Origin of the sequence: Rhodococcus sp. IEGM 1305 (assembly GCF_030058635.1) — a bacterium.
GTDB lineage: Bacteria > Actinomycetota > Actinomycetes > Mycobacteriales > Mycobacteriaceae > Rhodococcus_F > Rhodococcus_F opacus_D.
In genome coordinates, this window is sequence record NZ_JASHKX010000003.1 from 225,911 (window position 1) to 246,504 (window position 20,594).

The window sequence follows — 20,594 nt, forward strand, 5'->3', positions numbered from 1 at the left end:
CCTTTGTCGGGTGTGAAGGGTTGACGAGTCACGGCGCGAGCGGCCGAGTGGTGGGATCGAGGACGACGACGCCCATCCCCGTGAGCCATTCCGGCATGGGTTCGTAGGCAAGGCGTTCCGCGGGAACGTAGTCCACCATCGCGGCCATCATCAGCCAGGTGCGGAGTTCCTGCGCACCGTTACCTGCCTCGGTGTCGACCTCGTCGGTCGAGAACTCCGCGAGTTCGGCCGCCTTGCCGGTCTCGAAAAGATCGAGGATCCGGTCGTCGAACTCCGGTGAGATGGCCGCCTCGGCTGCGCGGATGATCTCCCGCCGGCGCACGTCGTAGTCCGACCAGTTCTCGCGACCGTCGAGCCAGGCCTGCACCATGAAGTCGTCGTCCTCACCGTGCGGATCACGCCAGTCCGGCCATGGCAGCCGGTGCGACAGACCACCGGACGCGATCACGACCACCCGCTTGTTCTCCGGATACGAGTCGAGCGCCGCGCGGAGCGCGTGTGCGAGCGCCTGACAGCGCCCGAAGGTCGGCAGCGGTGGTGCGAAGACATTGACGACCAGAGGCACGATGGGCACGTCGAGGTCCGCCAGCAGGTACTGGATGGCATGCGACTGCCCGTGGTCGATCTGCAGGCGGGCGGAGAATGCGAGATCGAACCGTCCGCTCTCCACCACCTGCGCGGCGAGGTGGCCGGCCAGGTGCGCGTCGACACGCTGCGGGCCCTTCGGGGTACCCGACTCGCCGCTCGCGATGCACTCGCCCACGCCGAGCGTGAAGGGCGGAACGAGATCGAGCCAGAACCCTCTGAAGTGATTCGACCCCAGCAGGATCACCACGTCGGGCCGCGCCGCGGCGATCCGCTCCCGCGCAGTGACCAGCGCCTCCCGGAAGCGTTCCGCCTCGGCTTTGTGTGTCGTTTCCTCCCAATGGGTGTTCATGAGGGTGCTGTGCGACGCACCCACCCCCAAGACGATCTCGGCCATCAGCCTGCTCCTACTTCCTCGATTGTGCGGGTCGCCGTGTCGACGGCAACACGGATCAGGTATCGGGTCAGCTTCTCGGCCTCGGCCAGGTCGACGGTGTTCATGCCCATGGCGAAGTCCACCTCGAACGGTGCGTCCACGACCTTGGGCATGCCGACCCGTATGGTCGGGATGCCCCGGTTGCGCAGGATGTTCGCGTCCGTGGCGCCGCTGCCGTCGTGCACCGGGCGGTGCGGTTGACCCTCGACCGCCTCCCAGGCCGCTACGGCGCTGCGGCAGAGCCACATCCGCTCGTCGGACGACTCGCCCGGGATCGATAGGATCTGCTCCACGTCGATGCGGGCGTCCAGTTCGGTGGCTATCCGCCGCACAGCGTCGACCAGTTCGCGTTTGGCGGCGGTCGGTGTGGTCCGTGGGCTCAGGCGCAGATCCACCATCATCCGCACCTGAGCCGGGGTGAACGAGGCGGTCCGCTCGCACCCACCCCGGATGTTCGCGACCATGCCCTGGGGAAGCACCAGCCCGCTCCGGTGCGCCTGCGAGTACTGCGGGAACCATTGCTCCAGGCGTACTGCCACCTCGCCCGCCAGTGCGACGGGGTTGCGGTACGGCAGCCGGTGCCGGGATCCGACGTAAGTGTGGGTGCCGTGCACGGTGACCTCGAACCAGGCCAGGCCCACCTCCTCCCATGAGACCGTCCACCCGGGCTTGGCGATGAGCGCGAAATCTGCCCAGACTCCCTGTTCGAGCAGGAACGAACAGCCCACGCCCTGGCCGGTGTTCCGGCGCGGATTTCCCACGTCCGGACGAGGGTTCGTCGGCATTCCGCCGGCACCGAAACCCGCGACAAGGTCGCCGGTGAGTGGTATGCCCGCTGCGTGCACTGCTTCGATCGCCGCCATGACGCAGGCGGCATGCCCCTTCGGATTCGAAGCGCCGAGGCCGATGACGTGGTCGCCCTCGCTGTCGGCTCGCGCCGTCATGTCGGGACGGAGAGTCTCCGCCGCCCAGGGCACGTCTTCCTCGCTGTTGCCACTGGTGACGGTGTCGATCGGGGCATACAGCATGAGGTCCGGCCCCGACCCGTCACCGCGCAACCGTGCCCACGAGTTGGCTTGGCGGTCGTCGAGATCCATCGTGTGCGCTTCGATGCCGCTGGCCGTCAACGTCTCTGTGATGTGTTGTGCGAGTGGCGCTTCGTCGCCGGTCGGGCTGGCGATGTCCACCAGGCCGATGATCAGCTCCCGTAATCGCTCCCGATCGACCGTCGCCCACGCCTGTTCGGTCCAGGTGCGGCGCTGCTCGTCGAGGCCCGCGAGCGGGGTTGCAGTTGCGGCCGTCACGAGTTGATCCGGTGAACCTGGGTGTTGCTGCGTGCGGCGACGAAACGCCATGCCCTCGGCACGCCGGTGGCGAGCACGACGCCGAACGTCACGCCGGTCAGAGTCTTGAACATCGAAATTCTCCTCTAGTCGGCGTCGACCGCAGTGGGAGCGCTCGCCCCATTGGCCGACTCGGTGGATGTCGCCGGCTGCGCAGTCTTCCGCGCCGCGGAGGCACGGCGCTCACGAACCGGTCGATCGGATGTTGCCGGCGCGAAAGCGACTGCAGCCGCGATCTTCTCCCCATATTCCTCTTCGGCGAGATTGCGCCACGTGGTGAGCGAGACGTCGGGTCGGTACAGCTTCTCCGGCGGAGCGTCGGTGACGCGGACCATCCACTCGTCCTGGCCCGAGAACTGGCCGTGGAACAGCCAGCGCACGGCACCGAGGTATTTGGCGTAGAAGCCGAGCCTCTTCATCCCGGTCTCGAAGTTGACCATGAGTCCCACGTACTGGTGGTGATCCTCGTCGACCGGAACATAGAACTCGTAGTGAATGAAGTTGGGATAGGCGATCCTCAGCACACCCGGCATCGACAACGAGGCGAAGCCCGGGAAGTTCTGGGCTGCGATCACCGGATTCACCTTCACGCCGGCGCCGACGTTGCCGATCTGCGAGATCTGGCTCTCGTCGGGCTTCTTCTTCCACCAGCGCTTGTTCGTCCACTTCCCGACGCCAGGAAATTCGGCCTCCCAATAGACCTCCTCTTGGACCCGGTAGATCCACCGGCCTTCGGGGACGATGCTGGTGATGTTCCACGTCGGCATCGGCTTGAACAACCGCCACAACGCGGTGCGGTGCAGGTACTTCGCATGTCCTTCGTCGAATCCGTTCTCGCAGGCGAAGCGCCAATTGCCGCCCCGCGGTTGGATCCGGCCCCCGACGACGCCTTCGTTCTCGACGAGCTCACGGGGCAACTGCTCGTCGATCGACGGCACGGGCTCGTTGCCGATCGGGATGTACACCCAGACCAGGCCCAGGCGTTCTTCCACCGAGTAGGTCTGCACGGACAGTTTGCCGCAGATCTTCGAATCCGGCCCGTCGGTGATGACGGCGGCCAGTTTGCCGTCGGTGAGCCGGAACGTCCACCCGTGATAGGGACAGCTGACGGTCCCCGGGAACTGTTGATCGCCCTCCGACAGCGGGACGCCACGATGGGGGCAGCGGTCATGCAGTGCGTAGACCTTGCCCGCGTCGCGAATGAGCGCGAGCTTCTCGCCGCAGATGGTGTAGCTCGTCGGCTCACCTGTTACATGGTTCGCCCACGTCACCGGGTACCAGTATCCGCGGTAACCACTGCCTGCCTCGTTGTATCGAGGCCAGGCGGTCCAGTCCTGCCGACCGGCCGCGCGCGGCCTCTCCGGGAGAACCTGCGAGTTCTCCGGCGCCTCGACACCAGTCATGTGAAGTCCTCTCGAGATGAGATCAAGTGATGCAGGAGATCTTCCGATCGATCGCCGTGCACCTCAACAAATCCGGTTCGCTCAGCAGACCGGGTTCACCGTCGTGACGATCGAGGTGTCGTGGTGATCACCGCGCTGCCCTCAGCGCACAATGCCCCGTCGTCGGCGTGTTCGACGAGGGTGACCTCGATCCGGTCACCCTCGATCCGGGTGACGGTTCCGCTGACCGTCAGGACACACCCCACGGGGGCGGGTGCTCGGTTGCGCCACGTCACGGACGTCACCGCACCGACCTCGCCGGCCAGGCGGGCGGCGGCCCGGAAGAACAGCGTCCCCTGCAGCTGAGCCATCACCACCGGGTCGGGAAGGCCCTCGGCACGGGCGTAGTCGGTGTCGTAGTGAATGCGGTGTGCATTGTGGGTGGTTGCACCGAAACGTAGAATCCGGACCGGATCGCACTGCAGCGCAACCTGTTCGAGAGCATCGCCGACCATCCATCCGCCACTGGGCGTCATCGGACGATGAACCGTTCCGTGACAATTGCCAGCGTGACCGATCCCGTGACGCGGTAGGTCTTGGACACGGTGATCAGAAGGAACTCACCGCCATCACTGTCCTTCCAGTCGACACCGTTCACGGTGCGTGTGACCTCGAGGGGCACGCCGAGCGGGGGAGTCGAACAAAACTCTATGGTCTGCCCTCCCGCCAACAGGCGCACGTCCAGCCCGGCCGTGCCGGGCACTTCATCGGCGAACATGCCGTCGGGGCGATACTCAGCGGTGTCGGCGCCGTCAGGTCCTCGCAGCAGGCTGGGCAGGTACATCGGGTGGACCCGGAAGTCGTCTCGTCCGGAGTCGAGAAACCGAGGATCGCGTTCCGCCGACGCTCTCGCGAATGCCACGGACTCCGCTGCTCTCACCGCCCCGAGGCGGCGATGCGTGGTGGTCCCGATCATCCGGCACGCGCGTTCGAAGGCTGAATCTAGACCAGTTCGCATGGGCGAAAGCTAGATCCGGTGTGGCGGCATCACCACGGTCCCGGACCATCCAGCGGACCGCGATGCTTCCGCCGCCGCCGCCGATCGGGTCAGGTGTGGTCATGGCACATCCACCGAACAGTCTGTACGCCACCGCCGCGGGCGTGAAGTTCCATTACCACGACATGGGCGAGGGGTCTCCGACGATCTTCCTGCACGGCGGCGGCCCCGGCTGCACGGCGTGGTCCGACTTCGGACCCGTCGCACCACTCTTCGCCGACAATCGTCGAGCCGTGCTCGTCGACATCCTCCAGTACGGCAAGTCCGACAAGTGCACCATCAGCGGACCGATGTGGGACTTCCACGCAGCCAAGATGGTCGCCCTCCTCGACGAACTCGGCATCGCCCGAGCTGATTTCGTCTGCAATTCCTGGGGCGGGACGATCGCACTGAATCTCGCGGCGAAATACCCCGACCGGGTGCGTGCTCTGGTGATCACCGGAAGTATGCCGGTCTTCTACGGACCGCTCGCCCCATTGCCGGAGGACGGCCGACGCGGCCGCAACGCCCGGGACGTGTACTACGGCGGCGACGGTCCCACCCGCGAGAAGATGCGGCAACTCATCACTCGCCTCGAATGGTTCGACGGAGTCCAGCTGCCGGACGACACGCTCGAGATGCGGTACCGGCAAAGTCTCGATCCCGACGAGATGGCGCTGGCCGCGGCGTCGGACAATCCGCGTGGGGACTGGCAGGATCTGACGACCGAACTCGGGATGATCGAGGCACCGGTTCTGTTCGCGTGGGGAATGCACGACGCCTTCCTGACGCCGGACTATCCACTGATGCTGGCCCGAATGATCAAGCACGGCCACCTCTACATAATGGACCGCGCGTCCCACCACCTGCAGGAGGAACGTCCGCACGACTTCTACTCGCTCGTTACGGGATTCCTCGAACAGCGACACCCGTGACCACGAGCAGCACTTACTCGGAGCTGATACCCGCACCACCCGCCGGGATGAAACGCATCCAGCTCGTCCTCGTCCTCGGTGTGCTCACCGCACTGGGCCCGTTCACCGTGGACATGTATCTCCCGGCACTACCAGCCATCGCCGTCGACTTCGAGACCTCGGAGTCGACGGTGCAACTGACACTGACCGGAACGCTGATCGGTCTCGCTCTCGGACAACTGGTGATCGGCCCGGTCTCCGACCGCTACGGTCGGCGTCGCCCACTCCTGCTGGGCACGGCAGTCCATGTCGCCGCGTCCGTGGCGTGCTATTTCGCGCCGACCATCACGGTGCTCGGTGCGTTCCGGACTGTTCAGGGGGTGGGCGCCGCGGCGACTGCGGTCATCGCGACCGCCGTTGTCCGGGACCTCTTCTCGGGCCGCGCCGCTGCTGTCATGTTCTCCCATCTGATGCTGGTCATGGGTGTGGCCCCGATCCTGGCGCCGAGCATCGGCGGAATCCTCATGACCACCATGTCGTGGCACGGTGTGTTCCTCGTGCTGGCCGCGCTCGCGGCCCTGTTGATGCTGATCGGTGCCGTCGCATTGCCCGAAACGCTTCCGCCCTCGCACCGGAGCCGACGCGGACTTGCCCCTGCACTCCGGACCTACACCCGGCTCGTCCGCGACGGCCGCTTCATGACGCTCGTCCTCGTGTGTGGACTGGGCCGTGCGGTCCTGTGGGCGTATATCGCCGGATCCTCGTTTGTCATGCAGAGGGAGTTCGAACTGGATCCGACCGTGTACGGAATGGCATTCGCGGCCGGTGGCGTCGTCCTGATCGGGGCGGCCCAACTCAACGTACGGCTGCTGGACCGCTGGTCTCCCGTGCGGATCTGTATCGTCGCGCTCACCGTCAGCGTCGTCGTTGGAGTCATGTTCGTCGCCGTGGCTCTTCATGGCACTGTGGGATTCGCCGGATTCGCGGTGCCGGTGCTGGCCTTACTGTGTGCCACCGGATTCGTCATGCCGAATGCGCCGGCTCTGGCATTGACCCGGCACGGCGACGCGGCCGGGACCGCGGCGGCAATCGTCGGGTTCGCGCAGTTCGGTACGGCCGCCGTGGTGGCCCCGGTCGTCGGCGTCCTGGGGAACACCGCGCTCGCCGTGGCCGTCACGATGACCGGGTGCGCTGTCCTTGCCGTTCTCTCGCTCGGGTTCGGTGTCAGGCCGAACGCGCGACGCCACGGAGGGCACGACTGATGTTCGATCCCGCAGCCGTCAACGGCTTCGCCACCCGTCCGACATTCATCCGCGACGTCGTGGTGGTCACGCTTACCGCACCGACCACCATCGAACCGGTGAAGACGGGTACCGCGATACTGGTCATACCGATTCCGACCTCCTCGACCTCCAACGCGAAACCCTCTGTACGGACCCGATCGAGTTGCCGGCGAAGGCGGAGAGCCGAGGCAACGGTCCGAGTCGTCAGGGGGGCGAACCCACGAGCGACCACCTCGTCGAACACCCTCGATGGCGAGTACGCGAGAATTGCTTTACCGGTCGCCGTGGCCTCGATCGGCAATCGGCCGGCGATCCGAGATGGGAGCCGGGCGCTGCGGTGACCGGAGATCTTTTCCACGAACATGACGTCGAGGCCGTCCCGAATCGCCAGGTGCACCGTCTCGAGGGTGAGAGTATGCAGGTCCTGCATGAACGGAACCGCGGCATCCCGGATGATGCGTTGCGTCGGGACCAGCTGGCCGAGTTCGAAGAGGCGCAGTCCCAGCCGGTAGTCGGTTCCGACCCGCTCCAGGAGCCCGATCTGGACCATCTCCCCGGCAAGTCGGTACACGGTCGCCTTCGCCACCCCGCTCCGACGTGAGAGCTCGGTCAACGACAGCGCTCCCGACTCCGCATCGAAGCTGTCGAGTAGCAGTCGCACTTTTCCCAGCAACGACGCGTTCATGTACATCCTCCGACAGGCGGGTCCACTCAGCGGACCAGCCAGTCGAGCATACCCCCGGCCTTCATTTCCGAAGCAGGCTTGATCGCCGCGCTAAGGTGGCTCCGATTTCTTCTGCGGCTGCGCGGACCGAGCTGGTGTGGTTGTCCGGCCGGAAGCGGTGGGACGGGCCTGTCACGCTGATCGCGGCGACGACGTCCTCGCTCTCGCGGACAGGGGCGGCTACGCACACGATTCCGGTTGCGGATTCCTCGTATTCGTAGGCCATGCCCTCGGCGGCGATGCGGTCGAGCTGGGTGCGCAGCGGTCCGGGCAGGATGATGGTGCGCGGGGTGTAGCGGGGCAGTGGAGCGGAGAGCACCTGTTCTCGGAGGGCACTGTCGGCGTGGGCGAGCAGTACCTTGCCGATTGCGGTGCAGTGCACCGGCATCCGGCCCCCGATCCTCGAGGGTGCGCTGGCTTGCCGATGGCCGCCGATCTTCGACAGGTACACGACCTCCGTCCCGTCGAGGACGCCCAGGTGCACCGTTTCGTGGGTGCGGACATAGAGGTCCTCCATGAAGGGGATCGCCACCTCGAGCAGGCTGCGCTCGACCGACGCCCGCATGCCCAGCTCGAACAGGGAGCCGCCGAGCCGGTAACCGGCATCGGTGCGGTCCAGCATCCGCACCGCCACCATGTCGGTGAGCACCCGGTGCAGCGTGCCCTTCGGGATGGACGTCCGCCGGACCAGTTCGGCCAGCGACAGGGTCGAGTCGTCGATGGTGAACGCGTGCAGCACCATCATGACCTTGCCCAGCACCGTCGTGCGGTCGAACTCCTGATCGGACACTGCGAACATCACCTCCGTTGCCGCCGGCGCTCACGCCCACGATACGACCTGTGTTCGGCTCAGTGGAACGCAATGCTTGGCGGGTGGTCGCCCGGCGGCGACAGTGGAACCCACAGTCCATTCCCCACGATCACATCGGGAAGTCAGATGAGCACACCTCAGGGCACCAGCCTGCCCCCCACGGCGCGAGCCTCCGCCGACGCGGTCGCCGCGGCCGCCGAGCGGTTGAGCACCGCCGCCGCAACTTCCACGCCGTGCACCCCGGTCCGCGACCTGATCGGTACCGACGACGTCGCCGCCGCGTACGCCGTCCAGGAGCGGATCGTCGCCGACCGGATCGCCGCCGGCGCGAGCGTCGTCGGCCGCAAGATCGGCCTGACCTCCCCGGCGGTCCAGCAGCAGCTCGGCGTCGACCAACCGGACTTCGGTGTGTTGTTCGACGACATGCGCTGCCAGGAGACCACCTCGATCCCGCTGTCGCGGCTGCTGCAGCCGAAGGTGGAGGCGGAGATCGCGTTCGTCCTCGCACACGATCTGGTGGACGGGCCGCTCGACGACGCGCAGATCCGCGCCGCCGTCGACTACGCGGTGGCCGCCCTCGAGATCGTCGACAGCCGAATCGCCGGGTGGGACATCACCTTCGGCGACACCGTCGCCGACAACGGGTCGAGCGGACTGTTCGTCCTCGGCGCCGACCGGCGCACCCTCGACTCCGTCGACCCGGTCGCCGCGCAGATGCAGATGTTCATCGACGACACCGAGGTGTCGACCGGAACCGGCGCCGCCTGCCTCGGTGACCCGTTGCGGGCGCTGGCCTGGCTCGCGCGCACCGCTCGCGAGTTCGGCCAACCACTGCGCGCCGGGCAGGTGATCTTGTCCGGCGCCCTCGGGCCGATGGCCGTCATCGACACCGCCGGCACCGTCCGCGCCGACATCACCGGTCTCGGATCGGTCACCGCCACCTTCACCCAGGAGTGAGCACCATGAGCGAGAACACCCGTAAGGTCACCGTCGCGGTGATCGGATCCGGCAACATCGGCACCGACCTGATGATCAAGGTGATCCGCCACTCCGACGTCCTGCAGATGGGCGCGATGGTGGGCATCGACCCCGACTCCGACGGGCTCGCCCGCGCCCGCCGCCTCGGCGTCCCCACCACCGCCGGCGGCGTCCAAGGCCTCCTTCAGTTGCCGAACTTCGACGACATCGACGTGATCTTCGACGCCACCTCCGCCAAGGCACACGCCGCCAACGCCGCCCTGCTCGAACCGCTCGGCAAACGGCTGATCGACCTCACCCCGGCCGCCCTCGGCCCGTTCGTGGTGCCGGCGGTCAACCTCGACGAACACCGGGACGCCACCAACGTCAACATGGTCACCTGCGGCGGTCAGGCCACCATCCCGATCGTCGCCGCCGTCTCCCGCGTGACCCCGGTCGCCTACGCCGAAATCGTCGCCTCCATCGCCTCGAAGTCCGCCGGACCGGGCACCCGCGCGAACATCGACGAGTTCACCGAAACCACCTCCCACGCCATCGAAACCGTCGGCGGCGCCCGCCGCGGCAAGGCCATCATCATCCTCAACCCGGCCGACCCGCCGCTGATCATGCGCGATACCGTCCTGTGCCTGATCTCCGCCCCCGACCCGGCCACCCACGACGCGGTCCGCGACTCGATCCAGACGATGGTCGAGCACGTCGCGACCTACGTGCCCGGCTACCGACTCAAGCAACAGGTCCAGATCACCCCGGTCCCGGACGGCCAACCCGTCCACACCCTGCTCGCCTCCGGGGACACGGCCGCCCCCACCCACCAGGTGACGGTGTTCCTCGAAGTCGAAGGCGCCGCCCACTACCTGCCCGCCTACGCCGGAAACCTCGACATCATGACCTCGGCCGCAGTGCGCTACGCCGAGTCCGTCGCCGACACGATCGCCGCCCCGACGGCAACCCAGGGAGCCACCCGATGACCACCAGGCTGTTCATCCAAGACGTCACCCTCCGCGACGGCATGCACGCCGTCCGCCACCGCATCACCCCCGACGACGTCGGCAAGATCGTGGCCGCGCTCGACGCCGCCGGTGTCGACGGCATCGAGGTCGCCCACGGCGACGGACTCGCCGGCGGCTCGCTGAACTACGGCCCCGGCAGCAACACCGACTGGGAATGGATCGAAGCCGCCTCCGCCAACCTCACCCACGCCCGGCTGACCACCCTGCTGCTGCCCGGCATCGGCACCATCGCCGAACTCGAACACGCCTACCGACTGGGCGTGCGGTCCGTCCGCGTAGCGACTCATTGCACCGAAGCGGACGTCGCCGCCCAACACATCGGAAAAGCCCGGGAACTCGGCATGGACGTCTCCGGCTTCCTCATGATGAGCCACATGACCACCGCACCCGAGCTCGCCGCCCAGGCCAAGCTCATGGAGTCCTACGGCGCGCACTGCGTCTACGTCACCGACTCCGGCGGCCGGTTGACCATGGACGGCGTCCGCGACCGGGTCCGCGCCTACCGGGACGTGCTCGACGAGGCCACCGAGATCGGCATCCACGCCCACGAGAACCTGTCACTGTCGGTCGCCAATTCCGTCGTCGCCGTCGAAGAGGGTGTCACCCGGGTCGACGCCTCACTGGCCGGGCACGGCGCCGGCGCCGGCAACTGCCCGATCGAACCGTTCATCGCGGTCGCGGACCTGCAGGGCTGGAAGCACAACAGCGACCTGTTCGCCCTCCAGGACGCCGCCGACGACCTCGTCCGGCCGCTCCAGGACCGGCCCGTGCGCGTCGACCGGGAAACCCTCACCCTCGGCTACGCCGGCGTGTACTCGTCCTTCCTCCGGCACGCCGAAGCCGCATCCCAGCGATACGGCATCGACGTGCGCACCATCCTCCTCGAAGTCGGCCGCCGCGGCCTCGTCGGCGGACAGGAAGACCTCATCGTCGACATCGCCCTCGACCTGCTCGCCACGAACCCTGAGCCCGCAGCGAGCTGAGTCCGGCTGCAGAGGAACGGAATTCGGACCACCGACACTCAGTGAGCCGCCCGAGTGCACGAGCATGCAACGGCGACGCCAGGGTGCGTGCCATGTCGTCAGAACGGGTACGCGGGCATCGCGCTCTGCTCGGTGACCCTCGTCGAGCCAGGACTGCCACAAACGTTCTGGAAACGCGGTTCGGTTGCGGCGCAACGATGAGGGCGAGCTGGCCGATCGACCGAGTGGAGTGGGGGAGAGAGCAATGTCAGCCTCTCGCGAGCGCCAGCCAGGTCGAGATCGCCGCCCCACCGGTCAGCACGAAGACGGCGTCGGCGCCGGCGGTGAGCGGGATGAAGACTTGTCCGAGTCGATTGCCGGTCAGGCGGAGGGAGAGCGCGGAGGCGTGGTTCGGGGGCGGGACCAGTCCCGCAACCCAGGTCATCGTGAACTCCACGTCACCAGGGTCATCGATCGCCTGGAGACGCGTCACCCGGACATCTCCCGGGAGGCCATCGAAGAGGTCGTGCGCTCCGCGCACAGCCACTTCGCGGACCGGAAGGTATGCGGCTTCGTGCCCCTTCTCGTCGAGCGGGCTGCCCGCGAGAAGATCCAGGAACTGGTGACGTCGTAGGCGTGGTCGCGTCGGGTCGCCATCCACGATCGAGATGGCGACCCGACGTGTTTCACCGAAACCTGTTCGTGTTCTCTCTCAGTTGAGCTTCTGCGGCACACCGTAGGTCATAACGGTGTCGCCGTTGGCTGTGACGGCCTTCGCATACGGCCGGATGGTGACCGGTCCGATCGCTCCGGAGATGGAACCGTGAACGCCCTGCATCCGCACCAGCGCCTCGGGTCCGTCGAACTCCTGACCCTCGAGCAGCGGGACCTCGGTGATACCGCCCGGCTCCAGGTCGATGTCCAGTTCCTGCGACGGGATGATGTCACCCGCCAGCTCCACGTTGGTCCCCGCGCTCAGATCCAGCGTGAAGTCGGGGATAAGCCCCAGGTCGATGCCGGTGTCCGACCCGATCGCGAACCCCAGGCCGGGCGAATTGAGGACGATGGTCGCACCTGCCAGCGCAACCGGGTAGCCGATCTGGTATCCGACGGTCAGTTGTGTGCCCTCGAATTCCGCGGCGTCGGGGCCGCTGATGTTCACCCCGGCGTATCCGTTGTGGAAGAACTCGACGCTGGTCGGTACGCCGTCGAGCGGCGGAACGACCTGATACTGCGTGTCGCCCTGCAGGACCTCGATGCGGTTGCCGTCCGCGTCGATGACGGAACTGGAGTTGTCGACACCGGCCGCGGCGGTGCCGTTACCCATCACCATGGCAAGTACGGCGATACCTGCGACCGCCGCCAGGCGGGTGAAGGATCTGTGTCCGGGTGGAGCTGTGCTGATGTTCGTCATGCCGATCCCCATTCAGTACGTACTGCAACCGATACGAAAAAGCATGCGAAGCGTAACCATTCAAGCCCCTCGCCGTCTTCGTGTTGTTCAGAAGTTCACGAGCGTTTCGTGCGGGTCCGCCACCGCTGACCTGGTTGTTCGTGGCACGATGGGCCGGTCGACGACGGCGAGCGTGCGGGGCAGGTCAGTCGTAGCGCGCGCCGGGCGTTCGACCACCGAGACTCCCGAGAACGTTCACCCAGCGCAGCAGCCCGGAATAGCTGCTGATCAGCGCATTCCGAGGATTCGGCGGACGGGACCGCGTTTGCGCGTCTTCGTGATCGTCGTCGCCAGGCCGATGCGGCGGCCGGTGAGTGGATCGGTGGCGGGAGGACCGCCGAACCCGGATTCGGACGCGGTCTCTGGTGCGGCGTCGCGGGTGTCGGTGAGGTACTTGTCGGGAAGCGAGAGTTTCGCGATGGTCCGCCACGACTTCCAGTACTGCACCGCGAGCGGGCCGGTCGTGTACGGCAGGTCGTACTTGTCACATAGCTGCTTCACGCGGATCGAGATCTCGTGGTAGCGGTTGGAGGGCAGGTCCGGGAAAATATGGTGCTCGATCTGGTAGCTCAGGTTGCCGGTCATGAAGTCCATGACGGGGCCGCCCGAGATGTTGGCGGAACCGAGCATCTGCCGCAGGTACCACTGGGCGTGCGTCTCGTTGTCGACGTCGGTCTTGGTGAATTTCTCGGCGCCGTCCGGGAAGTGGCCGCAGAAGATTACGGCGTTGGTCCACAGGTTGCGGACGAGGTTGGCGGTCGCGTTCGCCTTTGCGGTGGACTTCCATGCCTTGCCCGTCAGTGCCGGGTACACGACATAGTCCTTGAGTGTCTGCCTGCCGAGCTTGGCGAGCACTTCCTTGCCGCGCGTCTTGGTGAGTTCACGGTCGTCCCGGCCTCGGGTCACTTTGCCCAGTTCGAGCAATTGGATGGCGAGGCCGTATTGGAACAGCGCCGCGAGAATCGCGTTGTAGGCGAGGTTGCCGAGGTAGAAGGGCTTCCAGCGCTGGTCACGGGTGACGCGGAGCAGGCCGAAGCCCACGTCGTCGTCCATGCCGAGGACGTTGGTGTATTTGTGGTGCGCGTAGTTGTGGGTGATCTTCCAGTGCGCCGACGGATCGGCGTTGTCCCATTCCCAGTTCACGGAGTGCACCTCGGGATCGTTCATCCAGTCCCATTGCCCGTGCATCACGTTGTGCCCGAGCTCCATGTTCTCGATGATCTTCGACAACGAGAGCATCCCGGTGCCCAGCACCCACAGCGAGCGCTTGCGGGAACCGAAGAGCACCGCCCGGCCGCCGAGTTCCAGGCCGCGTTGCAGCCGGATGGTGTTGCGGAGGTACCGGGCGTCGCGTGCACCGCGGGATTCCTCGATGTCTCGTCGGATCGCATCCAGGTCGCGGCCGATGGCCTCGACGTCGGCGCGTGTCAGGTGTGCATATTCCTCGATGTCCGATATCGCCATGCACCTACGGTACCGTAGGTTACGGTCCCGTAGGTTACGGGCGAGTATTTTATGATGCGAATCACTTCGACTGGTACGCAGCGATTTTCGATGTCGAGTGGCGGACTGGGTGAGTTGTTACCGCGCTCTCGGGCTGCGGCGACGACCGACCGCACCGTCCTGCAGGACAGTGGGGACGGTCGTATCGCTGTTAGGGGGTCACTGGGTGAGGAAGGTGGGCGTGCGGTGGGTGTGGAAGCGGGGGAGGGCGGGGCAGAGGGCGGACAGGTCGTTGCCGCTACTGAGGACGGTACCGTCGGGCCGGATGATGGCGGCGCGGGCGCGGGCGCGGCGTAGCCAGCGGTGCAGATCGGTGCCGGGTCGAGCCAGCAGGACTGTGCCACCGCGTTGTTCGATGTCGGTGCGTTGTGTCGGGGTCGGGGAGAGGGAGGTGACGACCGCGAACCGGCCGCCGACGACCTCGGCGAATCGGCGACCCTGGTCGAGGTCCGGATTCGGGATCAGGCGGCCCGCTCGGCTTCTGCGCAGTCGAGGTCGTTCTATCAGAGTGGAGCGGTGAAGGGCCGGGGTTTCGCCGTCCATGATCTTGTCGCCGAGACCCGGGATGCGGTGCAGCAGTGGTACGACGATGCGACGGATGAGGTTACCGAGTTCGCCGCCTTCGGTCATGGCCATTCCGATCAGCTTGGCGCGCCGGATCAGTGCGAGCGCGTGGGGCTTGCGTTCGATCTCGTAGGTGTCGAGTGCGCTTTCGGGCAGATCTCCGGTGAGTACGCCGGCAAGTTTCCAGGCGAGGTTCATCGCGTCGCGGATCCCGGCGCCCATCCCCTGTCCGATGAACGGGGGTGTGAGATGGGCGGCGTCGCCGAGTAGGAACACGCGCCGGTTGCGCCATCGGTCCGCGATTTGGGCTCGAAAGGTGTACTCGGCCACGCGGACAAGTGTCAATTCGTCGACCGGTGTGTTCCGTGTCCACGGCGAGATGAGGGGTTGCAGTCGAGCCATGTCGCGATAGTCGTCGGCGGTCTCGCCGGGTTCGAGCCGGAACTCCCAGCGGTAGCGAGTGTGTCCGATGCGCATGTATGTTGCCGCGCGCACCGGGTCGCACACCTGGTGGGCGCCCTCCCACACGCCGAGGTCGGCGGTGGTCGCGACGTCGACAACCAACCAGCGTTGGTCGAATTTCAGGTCCCGCATCGTTGCCTGAATCTGGTTTCTGACCAGGCTGTTGGCGCCGTCGCAGCCGAGGACGTATCTGGCCTGCACCGATTCCTGCACACCGGTGTTTCGGTCGGTGAAGTCGACGCGAACGCTGTCGGTCGTGTCGTCGGCCAGCCCGGTGACCTCTACGTTGCCGCGCACGGACGCCTTCGGGTGCCGGGTCAGGTTGGCGCGCAGGATCTCCTCGAACTGCGGCTGGTCGAACATGTTGGCCTCAGGGTAGCCGTGGACGCCCGGACCGGGGTCTCGGTGGAACTCGGTGAGAACGCGCATGTTCCGGTCGACAAGTCGCAACCCGAGGCACGGCCGGGAGATCGCAGCGAACTCTTCGGCGATCCCGAGGTGCGCCACTATCCGGTGGATCTCACCGTCGAGGTGGACTGCCCGCGGCTGCGCGTAGACGCCCTCCCAGCGCTCCAGTAGCAGGCACTCGACACAGTACTGAGCCAGCAGCGTGGCGGCGGTCAGTCCGGTGGGTCCGGCACCGACGATGACGACTGGGACGACCCGTTCGCTCATCGGATCGATCCGAACAGGACTACGAGGTAGGCCACGATCGCTACGCCGACGACGATGGCGGGTGCCATCTCACGCAGTCCGTCACCGTTCCGTACGTGTGTGACGACGGCACCTACCATCAGGAGCAGCAGCCCGATGCCGGCGGCTGCGCCGAGCGCCGGCACGAGTCCGCCGATCACGAGACCGACGGCACCGGCGACCTCGAGCGCACCGATGCCCCGATACGTGCTGACGGGCATACCGACGTGGGCTGCCCGTTCCCGCATCGGCGCGGTTGCCGCTATCTTGCCGACGCCGAGCAGGAGGTAGAAGACTGCGAGGCAGAGTGCCAGAACTAGTGATGCGGTGGTCATGTGCGCACCGTGACCTTCCAATTGATCGCATATCGGTTCAAGATCGCCTTGACCGCCGGTTCGCTGGCAGTTCCGTCGATCTCGACGGTGGCAAGGATCGAACCGTCCTGGACGGACGCCTGGATGCTGCCGATGCCTGCGAGGGTGGCGAGGGCATGCTCGAGCTCGCGCCGTGTCGCGTCGGCGCGCAGAGCGAGTTTGTAGAGCTTGCCTACCGCCGTGACGGGCAACGCCGGGAGGATGGTGACCGCCTTGGGTGCCGCGGCCCGTTCGGGAACGCGCTCGCCCGCCCAGGCTTGCAGCTCGTGCGCGGTGACACCGGCGTCTGCGACGACGGTGACGTAGGCAACGGGCACTTCGCCGGCGTGGGCATCGGGGCGTCCCACCGCGCTGGCCGCGGTGACCTGTGGATGGGCCAGGAGGGCGTCTTCGATGACCGCTGGATCGATGTTGTGCCCGCCCCGGATGATGATGTCCTTCGCGCGTCCGACCAGGTAGAGGAAACCGTCGCTGTCGATGCGCGCCAGGTCGCCGGTGTCGAGCCAGCCGTCGACCAGTTTGCCCATGCCGTCGAGAACGGGTCCGTGTTCGTCGTGGCCGGAAACATAGCCGGCGAACACCGTCGGACCGTTGATCGCCAGCACTCCGGTGGCTCCGGTGGGCAGGTCGTCCCAGGTGCCGTCTTCCCGGACGCGTACCACCTTGACCTGCTGATAGGGCATCCGTAGCCCGACCGAGCCAGGTCGTGGTGCATCGGGAAAGCTGCGTGCACTCGCGCAGGTTGCCTCGGTCAATCCGTAGCCTTCGAGAAGGGGCACACCCGTGTGGTCCCGGAACTTCGTGGCGACCGCGGTCGGTAGAGGCGACGCCCCCACCATGGCGAAGCGCAGACTACTGATGTCGGCATCGACCGGGCGCTGCGCGAGGGCCGCGTAGACGGTGGGCACCGCGCTCATCGACGCGATGCGGTAGTGCTCGACGACCTTCCAGAATTCGTTGGACAGTGCCGGGTCGCGATAGCCGAGCGGGCCGGCCCACACCACACCCTGGCCCTTGAACAGCGGCGCCAGCAGCGTGACCATCAAGGCATTGACATGGAACAGGGGCAGGGCGGCGAATACGACGGAGTCCGAGTCCCACGACGAGTTCGCGGCCAGCATCCAGGCATCGGCGACCTCGTTGTCGTGGGTGTGGGCGGCCAGCTTCGGAACACCGGTGGTACCACCGGTGTGAAACAGTGCGGCCACGTCGCACCCGCCGGGGGGATCACCGACGAAGTGGGAGGAATCGATATCGGCCGCCAGCGCACTGAGATAGCCGATCCGCACTCCGTCGACCTCGGGCAGGTCCGCAGGCGCGTCGGCGGCGCCGGTGGGCCGCAAGGCCAACACGGCATCCACCTTCCCGCTCACGGCAATCTGGTGCGCGGCCTCCCATGTCTCGGGCGCAAGTTCCGGTCCGGCCGCGACGAGTACCCGGGCACCTGAGCGGCGCAACAATTCAGCGATGTGCTGTTGCGACTGCGCGGCGTTGATGGGAGCTGCGATGCCGGCAAGCTGTGCGGCGAGAGTAGCGGGGATCAACTCGGCGCAGTTGGGCGCCATCAGGGCGACGGCGTCGTGACGCCGCACGCCCAGACGATGGAGCAGGTTCGCGTAACGATGAACATCGTCGAGTAGTTCGGAGAAACTGCGCTGCACCGGCTCCCGCCACCGTGCGCCGTCGGGGAGGACGGTGAGCGCGAGGCGATCCGGCCACATGCGGGCCGCTCGGGTGAGCAACGCATAGGTGGACTCCGGAAGCCCCCGATCGCGCAGCGGCACGGCCTCGATCGTCGCGAGATCCGTGGGCGCCGCGTAATGCGGCCACAGCAGGTCGGTGGTCATCGGGCGTACCTCACCACCGTGCGCTGGCGCCCCAAGTCGATGGTCCCGTCGTCTGTGAAGACGGTGGCTTCGATGAGGTCTCCATCCTGCAGATAGTTCGAATTCTTGGCCTGGCTCGCGAAGAAGAGCTTCCATTTGACTGCGGGCGGTAGCAGGGAGGAGAGGATTGCGATCGGCTTCAGTGGGGCGCTCAGTGCCGTCCCGACCGGCGTTCCGGTGAGTAGCAAGTCCCCGGCATCGAGGCGCTGAAACCGGGTCAGCGCCTGCAAAGTCTCGGTCGGTTGGTAGATCATGTCGGCAACGGTCATGTTCTGGCGCGGCTTGCCGTTGACCCAGAGCCGCAGACGCAGGTCGGTGAACCGCTTCAGTTCGTCGCCGTCCAGCAGTACCAGCGCGGGGCCGACCGGGGTGAACGTCGGGTATGACTTGCCTTCGTAGAACTGCGTTTTCGGAAGCTGAATGTCGCGCGCGGAGATGTCGTTGGTGACGACCAGCCCGGCAACGTAATCGGCGAGATTGTCTGCGGTGATCGCCGACCCGACCGGGATGTCGCGGGCGAGGACGAGCCCGATCTCCACCTCGTAGTCCAGTAGCCGGACATGGGCAGGACGGATCACGTCGTCGTTGGGGCCGCTGATCGATCCGGAGGTCTTTCGGAAGAAGGTCAACGGAATGGTGTCGGGGTTCATCCCGGAGTCCTCGACGTGCGAGGCGAAGTTCGTCATCTGTGCGACCACCCGGCAGGGGGCGGTGACCGGGGAGAGCAACGAGAGGGTCTCGACGGGCACGGCGCCCTTGCTGGACGCCGCGGCCTCGACGGCTGGTCGGTCGGCCAGCAGTTGGGCGGTGGTGGTGGCCTCGGTGTCTACCCGTGCGGCGCCCGTGGGTGTGTCGACCCACCAGGCGTCGGCGGTGCGGAGGACGGAGATGGTCATGAGCTGGCAACTTTCAGAAGGCCGCGGAGGCGGTGGAGGTCGAATTCGTTGTCGGCGCGCAGCGCGTTGACAATGGCGCGCAATTCCTGGAGTGATTCCCGACCGGGGTTCAATCCGAGGAAGTCTTTGGTGGCGGGCGGCCCCCACTGGGCGAGTCCGGACGCGGTCATCGGTGCCCAGCCCGCGTCGAGTGTGCTGTCGAAAAGATCGCCGTCGCTGAAGTGCTCGACCATGAATCCGTCGGGGTCGCGCCAGTAGTCGAAGATTTGGCTGCCCTGGATGTGCCGGCCGATGCCCCAGGACCGGCGGTAGCCCCGGTCGAGCAGGTATTCGCCTCCTGCAGCGAGGCAGTCGAGGTCGGCGACCTGATATGCCGAATGCACATAGCGGTTGGCCGGGCCGAGGACCATCGCGAGGGTGTGATGGTCGGTGGGCGTGGCGCCCCGGTCGCAGCGGATGAAGCTCATGGCCGGGCCCCGGGCCCGTTGACCGGGGTAGTACAGGAAGTCGCTGACGATCAGTCCGAGGTACTCGAGGTACCAGTTGAGTGTTTCGAGGTACGTCGTCGTCTGGAGCACGACGTGACCGAGCCGTTGCACGGTGGCCGGCGCACGGGGTGGCCGCTGAGGGGCGTTCACCCGCCCGCGGTCGTGTCCGAAATTCAGTGGGAGCGGGGCCTGATCGGACAGCGCCGGCAACTCGAACGTGTCGGACACAACGCGGACTCCCAAAGCGCTGGGATCTGTGAGATCGACCGTGATCCCGCCCAGACTCTCGGGGAGGGGCGCGACCGCACCTCCGACCGCGTCCGCCAGTCGCAGCACGTCGGTCGAGTCGGCTGCCCGGAAGGCTGGACCGACGAACCGCGACCGTGGGCCTCGGCGGATGAGCACGCAGGGCGAGCCGGGGTCTGTACCGCGCAACTGCAGTTCGTGTGCGGTGCGGAGCGCCGTCGTAAAACCGAAGGCATGGGCGAACGCCTCCGCCCGCTCGAGGTCGGGCTTCTCGAACTCCAGCCACGCGAGGTCATGCACCTTGATGATCGGCTCGGCGGCCCGCCCCCGGTGTTCGCCCGCCAGGGCGCCCTGCTCACTGTGCAGACCGGTATGCGGGTCATGGTGGACACTCATTGACCACTCCCTTCGATTTATGACGATATCGTCACTTACGACCATATCGTCAGTCAAGAGTATTTGAGGAATTCGTCAATATTGATGACGGGCGCTAGGGTGGGGCGAGGTCACGCGGATCAGGAGATGAGCGCGCAGGCCTGATCGAGCAGGTCGCCGAGCCACTGAA

At 66.5% G+C, this 20,594-nt stretch carries 20 protein-coding genes and 1 pseudogene; 6 read left to right on the forward strand and 15 right to left on the reverse strand.

The genetic code is table 11. The annotated features are described in order from the left end of the window. Positions 1-28: 28 nt before the first annotated feature. The 5 genes from QM693_RS07655 to QM693_RS07675 form a co-directional block, all read right to left on the reverse strand. Positions 29-982 (reverse strand): DODA-type extradiol aromatic ring-opening family dioxygenase, encoded by a 954-nt coding sequence (locus QM693_RS07655; RefSeq protein ID WP_283351899.1) that lies wholly within the window; start codon positions 980-982, stop codon positions 29-31. After that, positions 982-2,325, reverse strand: coding sequence for a M20 family metallopeptidase (locus QM693_RS07660; protein ID WP_283351900.1), 1,344 nt, complete (start codon positions 2,323-2,325; stop codon positions 982-984). The genes QM693_RS07655 and QM693_RS07660 overlap by 1 nt, the downstream gene beginning before the upstream one ends. A 125-nt stretch (positions 2,326-2,450) precedes the next feature. Further along, on the reverse strand, positions 2,451-3,767 hold the full coding sequence (locus tag QM693_RS07665) for a Rieske 2Fe-2S domain-containing protein (RefSeq protein WP_283351901.1): 1,317 nt from the start codon (positions 3,765-3,767) through the stop codon (positions 2,451-2,453). 95 nt (positions 3,768-3,862) lie between these two features. After that, the gene (locus QM693_RS07670) at positions 3,863-4,282 is read right to left on the reverse strand and encodes a hotdog family protein (RefSeq protein ID WP_283351902.1); all 420 of its coding nucleotides are present in this window, start codon (positions 4,280-4,282) and stop codon (positions 3,863-3,865) included. Continuing rightward, positions 4,279-4,590 (reverse strand): hypothetical protein, encoded by a 312-nt coding sequence (locus QM693_RS07675; protein WP_283351903.1) that lies wholly within the window; start codon positions 4,588-4,590, stop codon positions 4,279-4,281. Before QM693_RS07675 ends, QM693_RS07670 begins: the two co-directional genes overlap by 4 nt. A gap of 275 nt (positions 4,591-4,865) precedes the next feature. Here QM693_RS07675 and QM693_RS07680 point away from each other — a divergent pair, with 275 nt between their 5' ends. Together QM693_RS07680 and QM693_RS07685 are read left to right on the forward strand one after the other, a co-directional pair. Continuing rightward, a complete protein-coding gene (locus QM693_RS07680; RefSeq protein ID WP_283334999.1) occupies positions 4,866-5,717 on the forward strand; it encodes an alpha/beta fold hydrolase in 852 nt (283 codons plus the stop codon). Further along, complete coding sequence (locus tag QM693_RS07685) at positions 5,714-6,958, forward strand: multidrug effflux MFS transporter (RefSeq protein WP_283334998.1); 1,245 nt, start codon at positions 5,714-5,716, stop codon at positions 6,956-6,958. The genes QM693_RS07680 and QM693_RS07685 overlap by 4 nt, the downstream gene beginning before the upstream one ends. On the opposite strand, the gene QM693_RS07690 is transcribed toward QM693_RS07685, so the two are convergent. Next, on the reverse strand, positions 6,921-7,664 hold the full coding sequence (locus QM693_RS07690; RefSeq protein ID WP_283351904.1) for an IclR family transcriptional regulator: 744 nt from the start codon (positions 7,662-7,664) through the stop codon (positions 6,921-6,923). The genes QM693_RS07685 and QM693_RS07690 overlap by 38 nt on opposite strands. A 61-nt stretch (positions 7,665-7,725) precedes the next feature. Then, the gene (locus QM693_RS07695; RefSeq protein ID WP_283351905.1) at positions 7,726-8,493 is read right to left on the reverse strand and encodes an IclR family transcriptional regulator; all 768 of its coding nucleotides are present in this window, start codon (positions 8,491-8,493) and stop codon (positions 7,726-7,728) included. Positions 8,494-8,640: 147 nt separating this feature from the next. Here QM693_RS07695 and QM693_RS07700 point away from each other — a divergent pair, with 147 nt between their 5' ends. The 3 genes from QM693_RS07700 to dmpG are packed head-to-tail and all read left to right on the forward strand — an operon-like array spanning position 8,641 to position 11,485. Then, the gene (locus tag QM693_RS07700) at positions 8,641-9,471 is read left to right on the forward strand and encodes a 2-keto-4-pentenoate hydratase (protein ID WP_283351906.1); all 831 of its coding nucleotides are present in this window, start codon (positions 8,641-8,643) and stop codon (positions 9,469-9,471) included. A gap of 5 nt (positions 9,472-9,476) precedes the next feature. Continuing rightward, a complete protein-coding gene (locus QM693_RS07705) occupies positions 9,477-10,460 on the forward strand; it encodes an acetaldehyde dehydrogenase (acetylating) (RefSeq protein ID WP_283351907.1) in 984 nt (327 codons plus the stop codon). After that, the gene (dmpG, locus tag QM693_RS07710) at positions 10,457-11,485 is read left to right on the forward strand and encodes a 4-hydroxy-2-oxovalerate aldolase (RefSeq protein ID WP_283334993.1); all 1,029 of its coding nucleotides are present in this window, start codon (positions 10,457-10,459) and stop codon (positions 11,483-11,485) included. The genes QM693_RS07705 and dmpG overlap by 4 nt, the downstream gene beginning before the upstream one ends. A 247-nt stretch (positions 11,486-11,732) precedes the next feature. On the opposite strand, the pseudogene QM693_RS07715 reads toward dmpG, so the two are convergent. Next, positions 11,733-11,912, reverse strand: a pseudogene (locus QM693_RS07715) (MFS transporter); the annotation flags it as partial. Here QM693_RS07715 and QM693_RS37795 point away from each other — a divergent pair. Then, positions 11,871-12,098 carry a three-helix bundle dimerization domain-containing protein gene (locus QM693_RS37795; protein ID WP_411194590.1) on the forward strand — a complete coding sequence of 76 codons (228 nt, stop codon included), beginning with the start codon at positions 11,871-11,873 and terminating at the stop codon, positions 12,096-12,098. The pseudogene QM693_RS07715 and the gene QM693_RS37795 overlap by 42 nt on opposite strands. A gap of 78 nt (positions 12,099-12,176) precedes the next feature. Here QM693_RS37795 and QM693_RS07720 read toward each other — a convergent pair whose 3' ends face one another. From QM693_RS07720 to QM693_RS07750, 7 genes are all read right to left on the reverse strand, one after another. Further along, positions 12,177-12,878 (reverse strand): MspA family porin, encoded by a 702-nt coding sequence (locus tag QM693_RS07720; protein ID WP_280780176.1) that lies wholly within the window; start codon positions 12,876-12,878, stop codon positions 12,177-12,179. A gap of 267 nt (positions 12,879-13,145) precedes the next feature. Then, a complete protein-coding gene (locus tag QM693_RS07725) occupies positions 13,146-14,381 on the reverse strand; it encodes a fatty acid desaturase family protein (protein ID WP_283334992.1) in 1,236 nt (411 codons plus the stop codon). Positions 14,382-14,579: 198 nt separating this feature from the next. Continuing rightward, positions 14,580-16,121, reverse strand: a complete 1,542-nt coding sequence (gene mhpA, locus QM693_RS07730) for a bifunctional 3-(3-hydroxy-phenyl)propionate/3-hydroxycinnamic acid hydroxylase MhpA (protein WP_283351908.1) — start codon at positions 16,119-16,121, stop codon at positions 14,580-14,582. Further along, a complete protein-coding gene (locus QM693_RS07735; protein ID WP_280780179.1) occupies positions 16,118-16,474 on the reverse strand; it encodes a DoxX family protein in 357 nt (118 codons plus the stop codon). Before QM693_RS07735 ends, mhpA begins: the two co-directional genes overlap by 4 nt. Continuing rightward, positions 16,471-18,360 carry an acyl-CoA synthetase gene (locus QM693_RS07740; RefSeq protein ID WP_283351909.1) on the reverse strand — a complete coding sequence of 630 codons (1,890 nt, stop codon included), beginning with the start codon at positions 18,358-18,360 and terminating at the stop codon, positions 16,471-16,473. The genes QM693_RS07735 and QM693_RS07740 overlap by 4 nt, the downstream gene beginning before the upstream one ends. Next, on the reverse strand, positions 18,357-19,295 hold the full coding sequence (locus QM693_RS07745; protein ID WP_283351910.1) for a fumarylacetoacetate hydrolase family protein: 939 nt from the start codon (positions 19,293-19,295) through the stop codon (positions 18,357-18,359). Before QM693_RS07745 ends, QM693_RS07740 begins: the two co-directional genes overlap by 4 nt. Continuing rightward, positions 19,292-20,425, reverse strand: a complete 1,134-nt coding sequence (locus tag QM693_RS07750; RefSeq protein WP_283351911.1) for a VOC family protein — start codon at positions 20,423-20,425, stop codon at positions 19,292-19,294. Before QM693_RS07750 ends, QM693_RS07745 begins: the two co-directional genes overlap by 4 nt. Between the last annotated feature and the right edge of the window lie 169 nt (positions 20,426-20,594).